Raw genomic sequence first — 16,493 nt, 5'->3', positions numbered from 1 at the left:
TTCTTACTGCTCGACGTAGAGCAGGACGCGGATGGTCTGTCGGTCTTGGGTCGTCACAAGCAGCGTGTAATAGCCTGTGCTGCTTACGGTGAATTTGCCGTCTGCATCGAAGTGCAGGGAGCTGCCGGAGAGATACTTCATCTGTCCCGCGCTGAGGATGCCGCGGCGCGCCTTGATGGAATAGGGCTGATCGCTATTCTGCAGCGTCAGCGTGTGCGCGCCGGGGCGAAGCACTGCGGTGCTGTCCGGCAGGATGAGCTTACCGTCGATGCTTACGCACACGGTATTCGCGCCGATGACGCGCACGAAGCGATTGGCGGTGGTTTTGTTGCCCGCCTTGTCGGTGACGGTATAGGTGACGGCGTACTGCCCGGCGGCGGTCAGGTTAACTGCGCTGCTGTCATAGGTGACCGTCAGATCGTTTTTAGCTGTCACATTGTCCCAGACCGTATAGCCCTTATCCAGCTCTTCCTTCAGCGCATCCGCCGCAGTGCCCTCGGTCACATAGATGGTGCCGTTGTCAAAGCTGATGGACGGCGGGTCATTGTCGATGCTGCCCACGCGGACCGTCTTGAAGCTCTCGTTGCCCGCGGCGTCCGTCGCCGTGATGGCGAAGGTGCCGTTTTTGCTGAAGGTGACTGTCTGCGAGGTGTTTGCGGTCATGGTGTAGTCGGTTCCGTCGGCGGTTACCTTGCAGTTTTCATTTGCCGTGATCGTCGCCTTGACCTGATTGCTTTCCTCGACCGTTGTGACAGTCAACTCCGGCGCGGTGCGGTCGATGCCTGTGATGGTGACGGGTACGACGGCCGTATTGCCCGCCTGATCGGCAAAGCGGACGTTATAGGTGCCATTGGCGGTGAAGGTAAGGCTCAGGTATGTCATCTTCTCGCTGGGGCCGTACCGGTCGGGGCGTCTCTCCACGGTGCCGTTCGGCAGTTCGTAGTTAGTCCAGCCGCCGTAGTTGGCAGAAGTGACCGATTCACTCGGATAGAGCGCCACAACAGCCTGATAGGCGGCATCCGTGCTGCCCACTTCCTTCCCAGCGCGGTCATAGCGCTTGATCATCTGATTGACCTCTGGCGCGACCTTATCGATGACGGTGACCCCGTTGAGCGTTACCGCTGTGCTCTTGCCGTTGGCGGACGAGGCGGTGAATTTCAGCTCGCCATAACCCTGCTCGTAGGTCACGGTCACTCGCTCCGGTACGGCGGTGATGGTGGCGATGGTGGTTCCATCCTGCGCGTGTTTGATCACATGCGGGTTATCAGCTGTGGCCTTTCCGGCGGCCAACAGCTGGATGTCTTTGCCCGCAACCGTTACACTCAGGTCATACATGGCCTTGTTGCTGAGGATATGGGCGGTGATATTGGTGTTGACCGTCTGATCGGTGGGGTATTTGTCTATATAGGTATACTTGCCCGTTTCGGCATCCTGCACGCGACGCGACGGCGACCAGCGGACGGTCAACTCCGGCGGCTCGGTGTCGATGCCGGAGATGGTTGCGGACGTACTTCCGGTGTTGCCCGCCTCATCAATGGCGGTGAACTGCACTGTTTTATTGTCCGCTGCCACATACTTATACGCACCTATGTGCTGCTTATCATAGTTGTCCGTCGTAGTATCGGGCACGATATCCAGTCCCGCAGGGGACATGAGGGCCGCTGCGCCGCTGGTGTCTGCTACCCTGACATATAGATTCTTGCTGTACAGGCTGGTGGACACCGGCGTTACCGTCACTGTGGGCGGCGTATTGTCGATCTTGTCCGGCACGGTGAAGGTGAACAGGGTCTGGTTGGGTGCGCTCTTCCCCGTCGCCGGATCCACCGCCTTGTCTGTCACCGTGACGGTGAAGGTTCCCGGCGCGGTGATGGTGATGACATTGCCTGTGATGGCGGCGCCGTCCCCTGCCACAGTGATGCGCTCAATGCCGGACTCGTCGGTGGCTTTGACAGTGAGGCTATACCCCTGCACATAGCCGAGGGCGTCGAATTTGTCGTCGATGACCGCCTTGCTGTCCGTTGCGAGGAAGGCCCCCGCGCGGGTATAGCTGCCGCTGCGCTTGACGTAAATATCCACATCCACGTCGGGCGGAGTGGTGTCCTTCGGGGGCTGCGGGGGCGCTTTCAGGGTCAGACCGGCGGGGAGCGCGGCGGTCACGCTGCCGGTGTTGCCGAAATCGTCGGCATAGGTAAAGGTGTGGGAGGCCGCGCTGTCGGGCGTGAAGAGGAAGTCGCTGCCGGTGCCGTCGGTGGGCGTCACATGGCGGGCGGTGGTGTACCACGCGCGGACATTGCCGGTAACGGTCACGCCGCTGGCGGCGTAAGCGTCCAGCTCGGACTGCGTAAATTCCTGCCCCAGCGCCTGCACATAGTAGTGCACCTGTGCCGTGGGCGCGCCGTTTACGATGTTATCGATGTAAATCTTGATGCTGCTTTTCGCACGCTGCTCGGAGTTGGTTTCGTCATACTCGTAGCAGGCGGCGGTGTAGCGGCCGTTCTCGTCGATGGTCACCTGCCGATCCTGAATGAGGTACTTGCCGTCCTCATAGATCCAGTGAACATTGCTGTCATGGACGCCGATGTAGCCGATCCCGGAGCTGAGGCGGAGGATCACCGGGTCGGCGGTCGGCTCCGTGGCGGAGATATTCAGCTTTATGCTCCAGTCTTTGCCCTCCGCGTCGGTAAAGGCATCGGTGGTGATGGTTTTGGTGATCAGCTTGCCGAAGATGTCCAGGTACTGGATCTCCCACGCCCCGTTGCCGGGAACGGGGAAGGCCTGCGCCCATTTCGTGGCGTAGGGCTGATCCTCGTTGTCCGCGGCTCGCCACGCCCAGGAGTCCGCCGGGTAGACGGGACGGTTGAACTCCACGGCGAAATCGGCAGATGCGTCGAGGGAGCCGACCATGCCGGAAGCGTCCGCTTTGGGTTTCGGGGCGACATATTTGTTTTGGATATCAACGCCCGCCGCGGTCTTGCTGCCCGCGTTGCCCATGGCGTCCGTAGCGGTTGCGGAGACATCCATCGTGTCGTAACCCTCGGGGTATGCAGCAAGGATCTCCACATTCAGGACATCCCGCTTGTACGCCGCATTTCTGGGGTTGTTGCCGTAGCTGAACGGCTCATACGGCGTGAGCTTGACGCAGAGAACGCCGGAGGCCTCCGCGCCGTCGGGGAGCCATTCCTGGAGTGCCCCTGTGAAGTCCTTCGGCACCTCCGACGAATTTCCACTGGAGGTGCGGATGGCCGCCGCTGCGTCTGCGTAGTGGATGTTCAGGCTGTGGGTATTCTCGCTGTCGGCGGTCTTGAAGGTCATGGCAAGGTCGATGTCCAGTCCGTCTTTCAGCGTTTCGCCGTCGTCCCTGACCGCAAATTGCATGGTATAGGTGCCGTCTTTGTTATCTTTGATTTCAATGTCATTCTGATAGCGGAAGTAGTCTTGATCGTCTGCATATACAAAGCAGTTGTCGAACCACGGCGCGCGCTGATAGACCTGTGTGGGCAGCTCCCGCAGGCTGCCCGTGGCGCTTTCGGTGATGACCTGATAGCAGGCGCCGCCGGCCAGCAGCGGGGCTCTCCAGGTGCCGTCGGCCTGCGCTGTCAGGTCGATGCGCACGCCGCCACCGTTGAGATAGTGTTTATCGTCCGGCGTCTCGTCGTTGATGCTGCGCGTGTTCATATTTTCATTCTGCCATGCCCAGGCGTAGACGCTGGCGCCGGCGGTGTTCGCGCCGATCTCCGGCGTGAACACCAGCTCGCGGGTCTGGGCGTCGATGGTTGTCGTGCCGTTGATGTGGTCGTCCACGGGTTTGATCTGCACATACTTTACGCTGCTCGTCAGTCCGTTGGCGTAAACCTTCTGCACGGCCACGGTGTTGACCACGCCCGGTGCCAGATAGAGTTCCTGGTTTTTCCACAGGTCGTTCTCGCTGAAGGCAAAGCCGACCTTGTAATTGTCGACGGCGTTGGTGAATTCCGTCTGCTTTGCCCCGTCGGTGGCGTCAAGGCTGATCCGATTGTCCGGCCGGGCGGTGTTCCACAGCTGGACGGAGAAGCTGCCTGCCGTGTAGCCGGTGTCGAGGAAGGTGGTCTCCGTTTCCTTCTCCGCCGTGACGCGAATCGTGTAGAGATTCCGCACATCGTGGGCACTCTCGGCATAGTTAAACGAGGCGAAGTTGTAGCCAAAGCTTACGGGGAGCGTGTAAACGCCGCCCTCCGCCGTCCACTGGCGCGTACCGTAATTCTCGCTGTCGGCAAGGCCGTAGGGGTTGGAGCCTGTGCGCGACGCAGTCGGGTTATAGGTGACGGATGCCAGTGTGAAATCGTCACTGGGCCGGGTGGCGTCCACATAGACGGGGGTGTAGTTCCCCAAGTCCGTGCCGAGTACTGCCAGATAGTCCTTGCCGGCGGTACACTTCATGTGCAGCTCCGCCCGGTAGCGCCCGGTGGGGTAGTCCCCGGCGGGGACAGTAACGGTCTGGGTGGTGCTGCCGTCTGCGTTGACCTGGAAGGGGCCGAGGGGCAGCAAGTATTCTGCATTCTGTCCCTGTAACATATTGACCAGCCGCACATAGCTCTCCTGCCAGTTGATGTCCTCATATCCCCAGCCGTTCTTGTCCTTGTCGATGGAGACGGTGAAGCGCAGTCCGGCGGGAGTGGGCAGCAGCCGGTTTAGATCGTCCTCGCAGCGGATGGCGATGGCTTCATAATTGTCCACATTTTCGCCCGCCACCCGCAGCTTGAGCGTATCTGCGCTGAAGGAATAGGTGCCGTTGCCCAGCACCCACGCATAACCTTCCTGCTGCGAGTTTACGGTTTCGGACTTGCCGGAGAGGATTGTGACAGTCAGCTCGCCGCTGAAGGTGCCGTCTCTCAGCTTGCTGAGGGTCGCCTTTGCGTCGGAGCTGTCGGCATTGCGCAGAGAATAGGTCCACGTATTTTCCGTGTTCGTGTTCTTTTCATAGGTGACGCAGATGCCGTCCCACGGGTTTTCGTTTCCAAAGATGTTGCCCTTTACGCGACCGGCGTTGGATTCTCCGCCGTAGGCGCGCAGCAGGGCGTAGTCGCTGTCGTCCTCTGCCTGGATGAGGAAGAAGAGCGCGTCTGTGTCGCTAAGGCTCTGAATCTCCAGCGAGGCTGTCTTCATGATCCCCGAGATGTTGCTCAGCTGGTACTGCGCTGAGCGCAGGTCATAGCTGCAGCGCCCCAGGCAGATCGGCTCGGATGTGTTCTGCCCGGTGGAGTTGTCCGTCGCCTTCACCCAGAGATATTTGGAGAACAGCTCGCCCTTGTTCACGGTGACGGAGGTGGAGACATTGACCGGGGTGGCGTTGCTGGTGGCGCTCACCGCACCGTTCTCCCAGGTATCGGCCTCGGGCGCGTTGGTGTCGCTGTCGCTCCACGCGAACTGCCAGCCGGAAATGCCTTGAGAGTCGGAGAGGACAATCTGGGCGGTCAGCGTGCCGCTGGTGCCGCCGCTGTCCAATTTGCGCCCGGTGCCACCGAACTTGACGGTGGGGGCAAGGTTATCGATGTACCATTCCAGCTTGCCGTCGGGCGGCAGGGTGGCAGCGCCGGTGTTGCCTGCGTAGTCCCGGGCGTTCACCGTGACGGTGCAGCCGGACAGGTCGCCGTAGTGCTCACCGCTTAGCGGACGGATGTGGAAATAGATGGGGTCGGTCTGCTTGAACTGCTGCGCCACGCCGGTGACGCCGACGCTCCATTTGCTCGGCACGGTGTCCGCCTTCGCGGTCACCGCCCACTCATATTGATAGGCTTTGCCGTCGCCGCCGTTGTTGAGGGTGAAGCTGCCGTAAATGCCCGCATAGCCGGAGGCGTTGTCGGAGAGCGTCACGCCGTAGCGGAATCCGTTGTCCTCCTGAGCATAGCTGTCCGCGATCTCCTCCGCCGTGGGAGCAACCGTGTCCAGCAGGGGCGGGTTGGCGTTGGCGGTGGGGGCGATGGTTACATGACTTTTGTTCAGTGCGTTGCCCGCAAGGTCGGTGACCGTATCGTCCAGCGAGCCGTAGGAACTGGTTGTGTCCTTGCTGAGTTCAAGCTTTGTGACCACGATTTTGCCGTCGTGTCCATCCACCGTCCAGTCCTCGCCGATGGTGATGGGCTGCATGACGAAGCAGGTGTTGCCGGAATTGCGGTTATCATAGGGCAGGAAGAACTGGGAGCGCAAGGTGACATAGTTGCCGCCCGCGTCCTTCAGGTTGGTGGTGGCCAGTGCATGCCGCCAGTGGATGACCCTGCCTTGCTCGATGTCGGTCATGGCGATGCCCTTCACGCGCTCGTTCATGTGGAGCGTCAGGGAGAGACTGTCGCCCGCGCCCAGGTACAGGTCGCTCGCGTCGGTGTAGTCCCGCTGATACTGCTCGGAGTTGACATCCCACTTGTCCTTGCCCAGAGCCTCCTTCACATCGGCGTTGTTCAGCGCCAGGTCAAAGGTCACCTTCTCCACATAGGGGACGGTGGTGTCCAGCGTCAGGTTGGCGGAGGAGAGGTCCTTGCGCACGATGGCGTTGCCCGCAAGGTCGGTGATGTAGCTGGTGGTGGTGGACAGGCCAAGGGTGCTGCCGTTGACCTTTATATCTCCGGCGATGGAGAAGCTGCCGTTGGGGCCTACCTGCTTGAGCGGCAGGTTTTCGCCGAAAAGTCTGGAGGTGTTGAGGGTGTTGATCTCCAGATTCTGGCCCTGGGGCACAGTATATTGGAAGATCAGGTCGTTGCCGCTGAGCTCAGCGAGGCCGGCGGCGGGACTGGTGTCGGCAGAAGTGCCGTCAGGCTGAAGGATCAGCTTGAGGTCGCCGTGATTGGCCGAATCGTCGGCAAAGCGGATGGGCTCGTTAAAGCTGAGCTTGATGCGCACGCTCTGCCCCGCGCCCACGCGGACGCCCTTTGTGCTCTTGACCCAGCTGCCGCCATCCACGCTGTAGGACGCGCCGGTGCAGACCGGGGCGCGCTCGTCGCGGAACGCCACCACGAAATTCTCGGCATAGGAGCCGCCGCAGGTGCAGGTGCGGTACTCGAAGTCCTTCCACGCAAAGGTGCGGTGGCTGAATTGCAGGCTGCAATAGTCGTTGTCTTTCTTATAGTAAATGGTGTTGAAGCCGTCGGAGTTGTTGCTCTGGACTCCGCCGAGGTCGCCGATACGGGGATAAGTCCGTGACTTGTCGCTCCAGCCGTCGATGACCCTTGTGCTGCCGCTGAAAGTGGAGGTGACCTTTTCCGTCACCGTCATCTCGGCTGTATAGGTCTTGACTTCTTTCCAGCTGTAGTGGCTGTGGCTGTGGGTGCGGTTATAGAAGGTGGCGGAGGTGTTGAGCTGAAGGTTTTCGGACACCTGCACCAGTTCCTTGAGCACCGGGGCAGTTTTGCCGAGGTCAAAGTCCCAAGCCTTACCCTCGTTGTTTCCCGTGGCGCGGTCGCTGTACTTTGCCTGCGCACCGGTGCTCTGGCGCTTGTATAAGCCTATGCCGTTGTAGGCGGAGGCGCCGTCGCCCTTGATGGCGCTGTACAGCTTCTCGCTTCTGCCGGAGTAGGCGTTGAGAATGGACACCTCCGGCGTTTTGCGGTCGTAGATCACTGCGCCGCCGTCTGCCATGGCGGGCAGCGTCCATACCGGGAGCAGGCTCAGCACCATGGCAAGGCTTAAAAAGGTGCTCAGCAGCCTGCGTGAAAGGCTGCGGTTTGGAAAGGTGTGGGGTGATTTCATAGCGGTCCTCCTTTAGACTCTGCTGCGGGCATGGTGCTCCGGTTTGCTGCTCCCATGCATTGTTCGGCTGTTGGGTTGGAAAGCGCCTCGAATCCTGCCTCGGCTTGCTGCACGGTTTTTTGAATAATGCCCGCTGCCATGGCGTGCAGGTCGATTTTTGAAATTGCGGTGATCATTGCCTCGCGTTGGGGCTTCGGAATGTCATAGAGTTTCAGGGAGCATTCCAGAAAACGGTTGACCTTGGCGTCGATCGTGAAGTACAGGTCGCAGGGGACGGACATGAAGCCCCGCATCAGGCTGCCCGAGGCAATCTCCATTTCATAGAAGTCCTTGAGCTGGGCTTGCGGCATGTAGCTGCCGAAGACGAGCTTTAGGCGCGTTGTCATGCTCTTATAAAGGTATGCCGCTGTGGTCGGCAGCGAGTAGGCCGTGACGTACAGCTCCCGCAGCGGCTCCGTCAGCTCCGCGATGTGAAGCTGCAATGCCGTTTCCACCGCATACATGAAAACGGGGTCCTGCGCCGCCGCGTGCTGCTCCGCCAGAGCAAACTGCCCGTCGAACATCCGCTGCACCAGCTCCAGCAGCAGCGCCTCCTTGCTGGGGAACACATGGAAAAACGAGCTTTGTCCGATGCCTGCCGCCCTTGAAATTTCCGTAGTGGTGGTTTGGGTATATCCTTTTTCTAAAAACAGCGCCACAGCCGCGCGCAGCAGTCTTTGCCGCGTCAGCAGTCCGCTGGGCTTTCTTCCTCTTGCCGCCATTGCTCGATCGCCACCTTGCTTTTAATTAGAAGTGCTATTCGTAGTGTACTTCTATTATATAAACAGATGCCGCTGTCGGCAAGAAATACTTGTGCGCCGACAGCAAATTTGGAAAAACCAACCAAAATATCCACCGTCATTTGTGCAGTGTTTCTGCACATCTCACGCAAGATACCGCTGTCGGTATCACATCGTGCTCGCGCTAAAGCAATGCGGCAAAAAGAGGATCATATAAAAAAGACAAATTACCTTTGTGAGCATATCGAGGCGGAGCTAATGGAGATCGTGGAGCTCAGTACAAAAGCAAACAAGCGCCTGCTGACTGACAGCAGTACGCATCGGGTGCAGCAGATCCTCCGCGAGGCCATGACGCAGCCCAACTTCGGCAACATGCGCTTTGCCCGCTCGCTGGTGGAGAAGGCCATGCTGCGGCAAGCTGGCCGCGTGATGGCGCTGCCTGCCGAGCAGGTGACGGACTCACCGCTGATGACTTTGGGGAGGTCCCGCAGCGTGCGGAGTACCATCGTACCATTGGGTTTATTGGGTAAAGAGATAATCGGACTTTTTCATACATAGATATAACGATATGAAAAAGCGATTGTTGATTGTGGCTGGTGTTATTCTGGTAGTAGCCTTGGCTTTTGGAATGGGATTTTGGAAAGAAGCTCAAGCAACAAACCAAAAGATGGAACATATACTTGACCTTTCGCGTATATTGACCCTCGCAGAGAATAGAGGATCGGATTGGGCTGCGGATGAGCTAATGATAAATGAAATCGAAACATTTAGTAAAAAGAATCTGTATAAAAAGTGGGGAAATCCGACCGAAAGTGCGGAAGGTGCAAAGGAAGATATATGGATACTGTCGGAACAATTTCGACTTATTGTTGACTACGATGAACATGAACGGGTCGAGAGTGTGAAAGTAGTTCCAAGCACATAGGCAAATACGCATTTGTCGAGCCAATGATAAAAGGCGGGAGCATCGATTAAGATGTTCCCGCCTCTGTTATACCTTATTCTTTTGTTCGGCCTGTTGCTTCGCTTTCCACTCGGCGTATTCCCGCTGCCCGTCCTCGTTCTCAAAGAACGCTTGTATCTCCAGGAGCAGGACGCGGGCAAGGGCCTCTATGAGCAGAAGGCGGAGAGCATCCTGCTGACGCTTCTGTATAAGGTCAACGCGCTGCACACCCTCGCGCGTAACCTGATGCAGCTCATTGCCCCCGGCGCGCCGGAGACCGGAGCGGGTGCCGCGCAGACGGCTGCCCCCGCGCAGACCGGCGGAGCGCCGAACGCCGTTGAGGAGCTCAAGCAGTATAAGTCGCTGCTCGACGCCGGCGTCATCACCGAGGAGGAGTTCGCGGCGAAGAAGCGCCAGCTGCTCGGCATCTGAAAAAGCATGAGAAAAGCGCCCGAGACGGGCGCTTTTCTCATTTGCGTCTAACAATTTTACGGCTGCGCAAGCATGGACGCGCCGCCGCGCATAGGTCAAAGTAGAAACTAAGACCATTGGAGGCGGACCATGAAGCATACGCATTTCTTCCTCGGCGCGAACAGCGCGTAGGGTTTTTACGGGCTGTATGAACAGCTCCTTGATGCAAAGCTCTACGACCTGATCATTCTCAAGGGCGGCCCCGGCTGCGGCAAATCGACCTTTATGCGCCGCACGACCGCGGCGATGGAGGAGCGCGGGCTGGAGAGCGTATACATCCACTACTCGGGCGACCCGGATTCACTCGACGGGGTAATTTTTCCCGCCATCGGCACCGCTATTGTGGACGGCACCGCGCCCCACGGTATGGATACCTTAGGACACCGGTGTGCTTATTTATCCTGCTCCGCCTGCTCCAGCTGCATGAGCGCATAGCATAGCCGGAGCTGCCGCACCCGATGGATGTTTGTCTTTCCGTAGACCCTTTTGCGGTATGTGTCTATGGTGCTGAGTGCGTTGCCCGTCTGCTCGGCGCACTGGCGGGCGCTGAGCCCCTTGGCCAGGGCGGCGCATATCTCAAGCTCCTTGGAGCTCAGCTTGGCATAGCCCTCAAGGAATTTTTGATAGTCGGCCGGATCGAGCTCCTTTTTGCCGAGATAGGCCAACCGGCGGATCTCTGCCAGAGAATCGTCCAGCTGCTCCTGCGTGTCCACCACTTGGCTCTGCATGTGCTCCACCTGCCCTTGCAGGTCGAGCTTTTCCGTTTCCAGCACGGTGATCGTCTGCTCGTGAGAGCGCAGCCTTGCGGAGACGGGCTGCAGCTCGTCGAAGGTCATCTGCGTGCCGCCGCTCTCGTCCTTGAGCCGCTCAATGTCCCGCAGGATGGGCCGCAGATAGCGGCGGGTGTAAAAGAGACAGCAGCTCACGGCGAAAAACAACAGCAGCATCAGCACGCCGGCGGCCTCCAGCCTGCTTTTGAGCAGGGCGCGGTCATAGTCGCTCTTGGGGATCAGCACCGTCAGATCGTGAGGTGCCTCATCCCCGGCAGCCACCGTGAACGGCTCCGAAATGCCGACAAAGGAAAGCTCCGTCCCTACGAAAGCACTCAGTCCGCCGCGCAGGCTCTTTTCTGCGAGCAGCTCGTCGGGTACGAAGCAGAAGCCGCCCGCGGGATAGGTCAGCAGACCCTTTTGGATATCCAGCCCCTCCGCGGCATCCGACAGGACGCAGGCAAGGCTGCTGACAGCGGAGGGCTGCGCATGGTGCGCCGAGAAGTAGGTCTGGTTGACGGAAAAACCGCACAAACCATACACTCTGCCGTCCGCGCCGACCATGGGGACGCTCAGCAATATCGCCTGCTCCGTGGTGCCGGGCAGGGTCAGAAGCTCTGTGGTGCGGCAGGCGCGCTCTATGGGCGCGGACGCTGCTTCAAGCTGGTCGGCAAGGCCGGGGAAATCGGCCGGACAAAATTCCTGCGCCCACTTCCGATGAGGCATCACCCGATGCTGACGACCGATGTCCGCCATGCCCCGGTAGAGCAGCAGATCGCTGGTGGTATGCTCGGCGTTGCTGCGCTGCACATAAAGTCCGCTGAAGGAATCCGCCGCAGCATCGGGGTTGAGCGAGACGCTCAGCAGCACGAAGCCGCCGGAGCAATCTGCCTGCTGCACGTACTGGCACAGGGGCCCGAGCATGGATGCCTCGAGCTGCTCCAAGGCGTCCGCGCTGCCGGAGAGCGCGTCAAAGTCCTTCACGCGCTCCTCGATCAGGGCCGTCATATCCTCCGAGAGATGCACGCCCATGACCGAGACGTTCCGCCACAGGGAGGTCACGTCCGAGCGGAAGGCCTCCATCTGGAAGGTCAAGGATTTTTTCATCTCCTCCCGCGGGCTCTTGAGCTGCCCGAGCAGAAGCAGAACGGCAAAGAGCGAGAACAGCAGCAGCGCTGCCAGCGCGCCCATATAGAGCAGCAGCCGCCTGCGCATGGAGGGCTTGGCTCGTTTCAATTTTGAGAGCAAAAATTCGGGCACGGACGCTTCCTCCCTCGGCCAAAGCCTCACTCAGTGAATGGAGCAGAGCAGCTCCCAGGTTTCCTCCGCCAGCGCGTCGATGTCCTCGCCGGCTGCGGCACGCTTGGGCAGCTCCTGCTGGAGCCGGCGCAGACCGTCGTAGAGGACGCTGACCCTGCCGTAGTAGCCCTCAAAGCGAGGCTCGGACACGGGGGTGTAGTCCTCACGCATGGCCTTGAGCGCGGCATAGAGCTGCCGATAGCCCTCCGCCGGCGCGGGGAAATTGTCATAATCCGTGATGGCGTCGAAGGCACCGCTGCGCACCGGCATATAGCCGGTCTGCGCCACGAAGTCAAGGTTGCGCTCAGCCTCCGTCAGCCAGCGGACAAAGAGCGCCGCGGCCTCCGCCTTCTGTTCGGTGGTCCTATAGGCGCAAAGACCCACGCCGGCCTGCGTCATTAGGGCGTCAGCCCCCGCCGTTTTCGGCATGGGCAGCACGCGCAGATCCATCGGCTCCTGCGTGCCGTCCCGATAGGTGACGGTGTCGTTATAGTAGAGGATCGCCGCGGAGGAGCCGAGTCCGGAGAGCACGTCGCCGGTCATCACCTGCGTATTGGAATAGAGGTCGGAGACCACCACATGCCCCTGCGCTAAGGAGCGGGCAAACTGCATCCAGCTCTCCTTGAATACCGCGTTGCCGGTATCGTACCAGCCATTTTCTGTGTAGAAATCCCCGCTGCCGCGCTCGAGAGCGTTGAGCTCCACGGCGCGAATGGGATAGTCGAGCGCACAGAAGGGCTTGTCCGACCAGTCGTAGAACCTGCCCGCGGCATCGTAGAAGCCCTCCCATGTGGCGAGGTCCTCATAGCCGACGCCGGTGGCGGCGGAAAAGCGGTCGAAGCCGCTGCCGTTGCACATCAGAAGCTGCGTGGACTTGGAAACGGGGAAGATCAGCAGCCTGCCGTCCTCCGCCGTGCCGTCGGAGAGAAAGCCGGGGATGAAGTCGGAGAGCTCGTCGGGGGTGAACTGCTCGTTCCAGTCCACGAGGTTGTCCTCGCCCAACTCCAGCGCGTCGATGATGTGGCAGGTAAAGAGGTCGGGCATCTCCTGCACGTCCTTGCCGCCGCTCTGCGCATCCTTCAGATAGCCGCCGATCTGGGACGCGCTGCTCATGCCGGTGACCTGCACCTGTACGCCGCGCTCCTGCCCCACGGTGCGGTTGAACTCCTGCACCAGCAGGTCCATCGGCGAGCCTGCCTGCTCGCCGTAAACGTGCCAGAAGGTCAGGGAGACAGGCTTCTTTTTATTCAGCAGCGTTTTTTCCCCGCAGCCGGAGAGAGCAAAAACAAGGGTGCAGAGCAGCAGAAGAGAGAGAAGGCGCTTTTTCATAAGGAGACCTCCAAAACAGAACTTGTGTTTGCAAAAGAGGGGTTATTTTCGAAATTTCTTAAATTTTTTTGCCGTCATGTACCCAATTTGAAGAATTTAGGGGACAGACAAGGGTGGAAAAATATGGTATAAAAAAAGTGATACGGAAGAGTCGGGAGGGTGCGGGAGGCAAACAAATTATTCTGTAATTCTATCATATTCCGACTGTGTTTGCAAGACGCCGCCCGAGAAGAAAAAACAAGGGAGCTTTTTGAAAAGAGGAAAACGGTATGCGGCGGAATAGGGGGGAGTATATGAAGAACTTGAAAAAGCTGACGATCCTGCACTCCAACGATATGCATGGCGACTTCCTCGCCGAGCAGATCGACGAGAGGCTGGTGGGCGGCGTGTCGCTGCTCTCGGGCTATGTCAACAAGGTTCGGCGTGAGGAGAAAAATGTGATCTACGCCATCGCGGGCGATATGTTTCGCGGCAGCGTCATCGACTCGGAGTATAAGGGCACATCTACCATCGGCATCATGAACCTAATGGGTCCCGATGTGGCGACCATCGGCAACCACGAGGTCGACTACGGCCTCGCGCATCTGCTGTTCCTTGAAAAGTGCGCGGACTTTCCCATCATCAATGCCAACCTGCACATCAAGTCCAATGGCAGGCGGATGTTTCGGCCGTTCTGGATCGCGCACATCGACGGCATGAAGATCCTCTTCATCGGCATCATCACGGAGGAGGTGCTGGCGGCGACGAAGAACGACGAGCTGATCGGCTCCTTCGTAGACATCGGCGAGGCGGCGCGCGAGGTGGGCAACATCTGCAACGCCTACAACGCCATCGACATCGACTTCACCGTGCTGCTCACCCACATCGGCTTTGAGGAGGACAAGAAGCTCGCCGCGCTGCTTGACCCCGACTGGGGCGTGGACGTCATCATCGGCGGACACAGCCACACAAAATTAGAGGAGCCCGCCAAGGTCAACGATATTTACATCGTGCAGGCGGGCACAGGCACCGACGAGATCGGCCGCTTCGACATCATGGTGGACACCGACCTCAACGCCATCGACACCTTTACCTGGCGGATGGTTCCCATCGACGATATGCACTGCCCGCGCGACGAGGAGCTGGAGCGCTTTATCCAGCACTACAAGAGCGTGACCTCGGAGAAGTACGACCGCATCATCACCCGCTTTTCCTGCGAGCTGACCCATCCAAAGCGCAATCAGGAAACAGCGCTCGGCGACCTCATCGCCGACATTCTGCGCGACAGCTTCGGCATCGACCTGATGCTGATGGGCTCGGGTGCGATCCGCAGCTATTCCCTCGGGCCCGTGGTCCACTACGCCGACCTTGTGGAGTGCCTGCCCTATGACGACGCGGTGTATATGCTCAAGGTCACCGGCACCCAGCTCGAGCGGATGATCCGCCATATTCTGCGGGACGAGGCATTCCAGGGGGAGCACACGGAGTTCTACCAGTTTTCCCACGGAATGCGCATCGTCTGGTCGAGGAGCGGGCAGGTGTTTCGCGAGCTGACGCTGGACGGCGAGGTGCTGCACGCCGATCGGCTCTATTCCGTGGCGATGCAGAAGTACCATTACAATAACCTCAAGCCGTTTTTGAATATTACGCTCGAGGAGGCGGAGCAAAACGGCAAGATCCGTGTGCTGTCCACCTCGGCGCGCGATGTTGTGGAGGAATATCTGACGGTCAACCAGCACCTCAGCCGCGAGGTCGAGGGACGCTTGGTGGTCGAAGCATAAAAATTATAAGGAGGAAAGCACAATGCAAGTCAAGCTCAACACTCTGCCCGCGACGCTCGCGGAATTTCAGGCGCTCCCCCGCAGCACGCCGGAGGAGGTCTGCGCCGGGTTCCTGTGCGCCTTGAACCTGTATACCAAAAGCCCAAACGACGGCGTGGCCGCGATGGATCTGCTGCGTGGTCCCCGTCCCATGACGCCCTACGACAGCCAGTTCCTGCGCGACCGTCTGCGCGGCAAGGAATATCTGCCGCTTGCGTACTTCGACGGTGCGACGCCGCAGAACGGCTACAGGCCCACGGCCCCCTACACGCTCACCGTCCTGCCCGACCAACGGCCGCAGGATGTTGAGGAAGGCTATCTGCGCGTGTTTTTGCAGACGGCGGGCGCGGACGCGCCGCGCCCGGTGAAGCTGCGGCAGAAGCCGTCGACGGGCGAGTGGTTCCTCTGGGAGTATTCCAGCCCGCTCAGCGGTATCCGGATACCGGCCTCGCAGGACCCGTGGGCGTAAAGCTGCGGTCGATCCTTCTATGACCACCCGGTAGAAAACACCTAAAGCGAGGGAGGTGCGTATGAAGCGGCGATTTTGGATAGGAGGTATGCTGCTGCTCATGATTTTTACGGGAATGACGGGCTGCGGAGGCCCGAAGGAGCCGCCGCCGGAGCACATGCTGGACGGCCCGGACATGATGTACACGCCGGAGGATCAGACTCCCTATGCAGGGACATGGCAGAGCCGCGACGGCACCATCGTCATGAAGGTCGAGCGCGGCGGAGGGGCTGAGAGCGAGTCCGATATGAGCCTGTCGGTCAACGGCGAACCGGAGTTTGAGGCTAAGCTGTGGGTGTATTCCACCGGCCATGTGGAGCTCTTGCGCGGAAAGGAGAAGGTTACGATCTCCGGGACGTTTTGCAATTTGCGCTTCAGCACGAGCGAAAACGCCTTTTACGGTTATCTTACCGGCAACACGGGGACGATCTGGCTGACGAAGGACGGCGCGGAATGCAGCGGGAAGGATGTGATCTACACGGAGAGGTCCGAGCAGCCGGAGCAATCCGCGAGGGTGTGGGTCTGCCCCGACTGCAAAACGGAAAACGAGGGGAATTTCTGCACCGAATGCGGCGGAGTGCGCCCTGCGGCCTGCGGGAAGTGCGGCTGGCAGCCCACGGACGGAAGACCTTCTGTGTACTGTCCGGAATGTGGAAGCCGCCTAAAATAAGGCGTACCGATATTGACCTGAAAATATAGAAATATTTGAAAAAAGGAGAAAAGAACTATGGGACTCATCAAAGCGATCGCGGGCGCGGCAGGCGGCGTGATGGCCGACCAGTGGAAGGAATACTTCTACTGTGAAGCGATGCCCGCAAACATTCTGGCGACCAAGGGCCACAAGAAGGTCACGGGCCGTTCGAGCAACTACAAGGGCGA

General features: G+C 59.5%; 11 protein-coding genes. 7 read left to right on the top strand and 4 right to left on the bottom strand.

What is annotated here, in order from left to right:
• Positions 1 to 3: 3 nt before the first annotated feature.
• Both KQI17_RS07255 and KQI17_RS07250 read right to left on the bottom strand, forming a co-directional pair.
• The gene (locus KQI17_RS07255; protein ID WP_216495526.1) at positions 4 to 7,716 is read right to left on the bottom strand and encodes an immunoglobulin-like domain-containing protein; all 7,713 of its coding nucleotides are present in this window, start codon (positions 7,714 to 7,716) and stop codon (positions 4 to 6) included.
• Positions 7,713 to 8,477 carry a TetR/AcrR family transcriptional regulator gene (locus KQI17_RS07250; protein WP_253285726.1) on the bottom strand — a complete coding sequence of 255 codons (765 nt, stop codon included), beginning with the start codon at positions 8,475 to 8,477 and terminating at the stop codon, positions 7,713 to 7,715. Before KQI17_RS07250 ends, KQI17_RS07255 begins: the two co-directional genes overlap by 4 nt.
• A gap of 108 nt (positions 8,478 to 8,585) precedes the next feature.
• Between KQI17_RS07250 and KQI17_RS07245 the strand changes: the two genes are divergently transcribed.
• The 4 genes from KQI17_RS07245 (at position 8,586) to KQI17_RS07230 (ending at position 10,344) form a co-directional block, all read left to right on the top strand.
• Positions 8,586 to 9,053 (top strand): hypothetical protein, encoded by a 468-nt coding sequence (locus KQI17_RS07245; protein WP_216495525.1) that lies wholly within the window; start codon positions 8,586 to 8,588, stop codon positions 9,051 to 9,053.
• 10 nt (positions 9,054 to 9,063) lie between these two features.
• A complete protein-coding gene (locus tag KQI17_RS07240; RefSeq protein ID WP_216495524.1) occupies positions 9,064 to 9,420 on the top strand; it encodes a hypothetical protein in 357 nt (118 codons plus the stop codon).
• A gap of 81 nt (positions 9,421 to 9,501) precedes the next feature.
• Positions 9,502 to 9,870, top strand: a complete 369-nt coding sequence (locus KQI17_RS13600; RefSeq protein ID WP_253285725.1) for an SHOCT domain-containing protein — start codon at positions 9,502 to 9,504, stop codon at positions 9,868 to 9,870.
• A 264-nt stretch (positions 9,871 to 10,134) separates the two neighbouring features.
• Entirely contained in the window at positions 10,135 to 10,344 is a 210-nt protein-coding gene (locus tag KQI17_RS07230; RefSeq protein ID WP_216495523.1) for a hypothetical protein, read from the top strand.
• Here the strand turns inward: KQI17_RS07230 and KQI17_RS13875 are convergent.
• Both KQI17_RS13875 and KQI17_RS07220 read right to left on the bottom strand, forming a co-directional pair.
• Entirely contained in the window at positions 10,302 to 11,939 is a 1,638-nt protein-coding gene (locus tag KQI17_RS13875; RefSeq protein ID WP_216495522.1) for a helix-turn-helix transcriptional regulator, read from the bottom strand. The two genes, KQI17_RS07230 and KQI17_RS13875, sit on opposite strands and share 43 nt — an antisense overlap.
• Before the next feature lie 30 nt (positions 11,940 to 11,969).
• On the bottom strand, positions 11,970 to 13,307 hold the full coding sequence (locus KQI17_RS07220; RefSeq protein ID WP_216495521.1) for an ABC transporter substrate-binding protein: 1,338 nt from the start codon (positions 13,305 to 13,307) through the stop codon (positions 11,970 to 11,972).
• A gap of 293 nt (positions 13,308 to 13,600) precedes the next feature.
• Between KQI17_RS07220 and KQI17_RS07215 the strand changes: the two genes are divergently transcribed.
• The 3 genes from KQI17_RS07215 to KQI17_RS07205 all read left to right on the top strand — a co-directional run bounded on the left by KQI17_RS07215 (position 13,601) and on the right by KQI17_RS07205 (position 16,284).
• Entirely contained in the window at positions 13,601 to 15,067 is a 1,467-nt protein-coding gene (locus KQI17_RS07215; protein WP_216495520.1) for a bifunctional UDP-sugar hydrolase/5'-nucleotidase, read from the top strand.
• A 22-nt stretch (positions 15,068 to 15,089) separates the two neighbouring features.
• Positions 15,090 to 15,575: a hypothetical protein gene (locus KQI17_RS07210; protein WP_216495519.1), complete on the top strand. Its 486-nt coding sequence runs from the start codon at positions 15,090 to 15,092 to the stop codon at positions 15,573 to 15,575.
• Between the two features lie 61 nt (positions 15,576 to 15,636).
• Entirely contained in the window at positions 15,637 to 16,284 is a 648-nt protein-coding gene (locus KQI17_RS07205) for a hypothetical protein (protein WP_216495518.1), read from the top strand.
• The last annotated feature ends 209 nt before the right edge of the window (positions 16,285 to 16,493 follow it).

Source organism: Oscillibacter sp. MSJ-31, assembly GCF_018918025.1.
GTDB lineage: Bacteria > Bacillota > Clostridia > Oscillospirales > Oscillospiraceae > Hominicoprocola.
The sequence above is the reverse complement of the archived record's forward strand: the minus strand, read 5'-3'. Positions and strand labels throughout refer to the sequence as shown.